Genomic DNA, 2,833 nt, shown 5'->3' with positions numbered 1-2,833 from the left:
TTTAAATATTGAACTATTTTATCATTTTATGACTGCTAATTCTAAAAAACTTAAGGAAAACTCAATAGGTTTCTGGGGTGTTGTTTTTTATGCTGTATCGGTAATATTTCCGGCAGGGGCATTTGCTGTTACCGGCGTCACCGCAATGACCTATGGTGGGGAAACTGCACCGCTGGCATTTCTCATTGGAGGAATAACACTATTTCTGGCAATTATTGCCATTTATGTTTTCAGTGAACATATAAACAATGCAGGCGGATATTATAAGTATGTTGAGGCCGGCACACAGAATAGGGTTTTCTCAAAAAGCGTTGGCTTATGGAATGCATTCTGGGTTATTGGTGATATGATTGCAGCCAGCATTGTTGTTGGCTGGTTCACGTGGGTTGGTTTATCAACCCTTCTGGGTATAACAATTCCATTATATGGCGTGGTTTTGTTATCATTAATCGTTCCAGTGCTTTACCTGATGGTGGGATATTTTGGAATAAAGGTTGCATCAGGAACAGCAATCACCATTGGCATGCTCCAGCTAATTATTTTTTCGGTACTTGCAATAGGCTTTGTGACAAAAGCGCATTATAATAGCCTGGTATATTTTAATATCAACAATTCCCTTGACGGTCTTCACGGCTTCTTCCTTGCCATGGTAGTTGGGGCATTCCTGGCATATGGTGGTTATGGCTCTGTTGTATCCCTCGGCGAGGAGGCAAAATTATCAAAACATAACCTTAAAAAATCAATTATTGTGGCCCTTCTGATCATGGTTGCATTCGATACCTTTGTTGTTTACAGTATTGTTGCTGCAGCCGGGCCGAATCTGGCAACTGTGGATGGGTCATTTGCACCGGGACTTTACATAGCCCAGCAGTTTTATGGTCTTGATATAGCTGTATTTGCATTTATTTTTGTTGTCATTGCACAGATATTTTCACCGGTTATATTCGGAAATAGCGGGGCAAGGACATTATTCGCACTTGCCAGGGATGGGCTGATGCCAGAGAGCTTTTCAAGGGTACACAAAAAATATGGCAGTCCTTATGTTGCAACCATATGGTTATTCCTGATTGTTGTTATTGGAGTATTGCTAACAATAGTGCCAATGGTTTATTATTATGGTGAATCAAATGGCCTTTTTGACAGTTTTGCATTATGGGGCACTGCAATAACAATATTCACCCTTCTTTACCATATAGCCACAAATAATTCCCTTGCACTATTTATAAAAAAGAAAAAATTAAAAATGAAACCCATATCTTATATTATAGCACCAACCGCAGCATCTGTACTAATGGCCATAGCCATTTATTATTCTCTTTTGGGCCTGACAATGCCCCTTTCTGTTATATACATATTAATACCTGCATGGATAATCATTGGCGTAATAATAATATATGCAAGGAGGAACTCAACAAATGTTGAAACAATTGACGAGTTAACAGGGGATTAGTGATGGTTAAACCTGAATTTAAACCATTTACATTAGAGATTGATGGCGCATCAGAATTTTATGTGAAAAGTGGAAATAATCTTATATTAGATTTTTCCGGATCGGCAATGACAACAGGTTACAATTTCATAAAACCGGAATGGCTGGTGCCACAGGTAAGCAGCCTTGTATTCAGAAATTTTTATAAATGTGAATTAAAAAATACGCTTAAAAAATTATCCGGATTTGAAAATTCGGCTTTCACCACAAGCGGAACAGAGGCCTGCGACACAGCACTAACAAGATATGGTTTTCCGGTTATTTCCCTTGAGGGTGCCTACCATGGATTAACATATCTAACAAAGATTGTTTCAAATGGTACCGGATATGATATAAATAATAGAATAATCCATCTAAAGATACCTGATAATAAAATTTCAGTGGAAAATGCCATTGAATATAACAACAGCCTGATTAAAAAAAGTCCATTTTCATTGGATAATGGAACAGTTATAATAGAACTTATACAGTCAGATGGGGGTGTGAATGTTTTACCAAAAGAGTTTATAAATTACATAATCGAAATATCAAAGAATCTTGGGTTTCATTTAATTGTTGATGAGGTATATACTGGTTATGGCCGGTCCGGTGAAATGTTTTTATTTAAAAAATACAATATAAAACCAGATATGGTTTGCATTGGCAAGGGCATGGCTGCCGGCCTTCCACTTGGGGCGGTTTTATATAATAACTCCTGGGATTTGCCATATAATGATGTATTAAGCATGCAGGGCGGTAATATGTTTATCTCAAGGGTGGCACTTGAGGTTATTAAATCACTTGATGAAAAAAGGTTAGATTTTGTCAGGAATAATGGTGTTAATATAATTAAAAAACTGTTGAAGATTTCAAATGATAAAATATCATCTGTAAGGGGGCTTGGATTTATGATTGGAATTGAATTCTCTGATGATGTTGGCAATCCTGATCCGGAATATGCATTAAACATTAGAAACAGATTATTTTCTGATAATCTGGCATGCTCGCTTACAGGTGAATCAAATAATGTATTAAAGATCACACCACCTGTGCTTATAGATAAAGAAACGCTGGATTCAGGAATTGAAAAAATTATTAATGTACTTGAAGAATAATATTTAAAAATGACAAAATCAAAGGTATTTAGTTATTTACCAATGAAAAATCAGGAAGATTAAATTATATAATTAAATGATTGGGGCCTTATTTTAACAACATGAATTTGGAGTATTTTATTATAATTATAATATAAGGCGCATATCATTATCTCTAGATAATATGCTAGAGGCAACATCATCAATGGCATATGGGAAAAGGTTGTAAGTTATATGTAAAACAATAAATTTATTAGGAAAATCATTTCAG

Annotated in this window: 2 protein-coding genes; both read left to right on the top strand. The window is 35.7% G+C overall.

All coding sequences use genetic code 11. The features are described from left to right. Window positions 1-1,450: APC family permease (locus AOG55_RS01960; protein ID WP_330218572.1), on the top strand; the 1,450-nt coding region annotated here is incomplete at its 5' end. A gap of 2 nt (window positions 1,451-1,452) precedes the next feature. Beyond that, on the top strand, window positions 1,453-2,583 hold the full coding sequence (locus AOG55_RS01955) for an aminotransferase class III-fold pyridoxal phosphate-dependent enzyme (protein ID WP_055040827.1): 1,131 nt from the start codon (window positions 1,453-1,455) through the stop codon (window positions 2,581-2,583). The last annotated feature ends 250 nt before the right edge of the window (window positions 2,584-2,833 follow it).

The organism is Acidiplasma cupricumulans, from assembly GCF_001402935.1.
Lineage (GTDB): Archaea > Thermoplasmatota > Thermoplasmata > Thermoplasmatales > Thermoplasmataceae > Acidiplasma > Acidiplasma aeolicum.
The sequence above is the reverse complement of the archived record's forward strand: the minus strand, read 5'-3'. Positions and strand labels throughout refer to the sequence as shown.

Coding starts and splice junctions, on each gene's coding strand:
- AOG55_RS01955 (WP_055040827.1), top strand. CDS start 1,453: ATGGTTAAACCTGAATTTAAACCATTTACATTAGAGATTGATGGCGCA.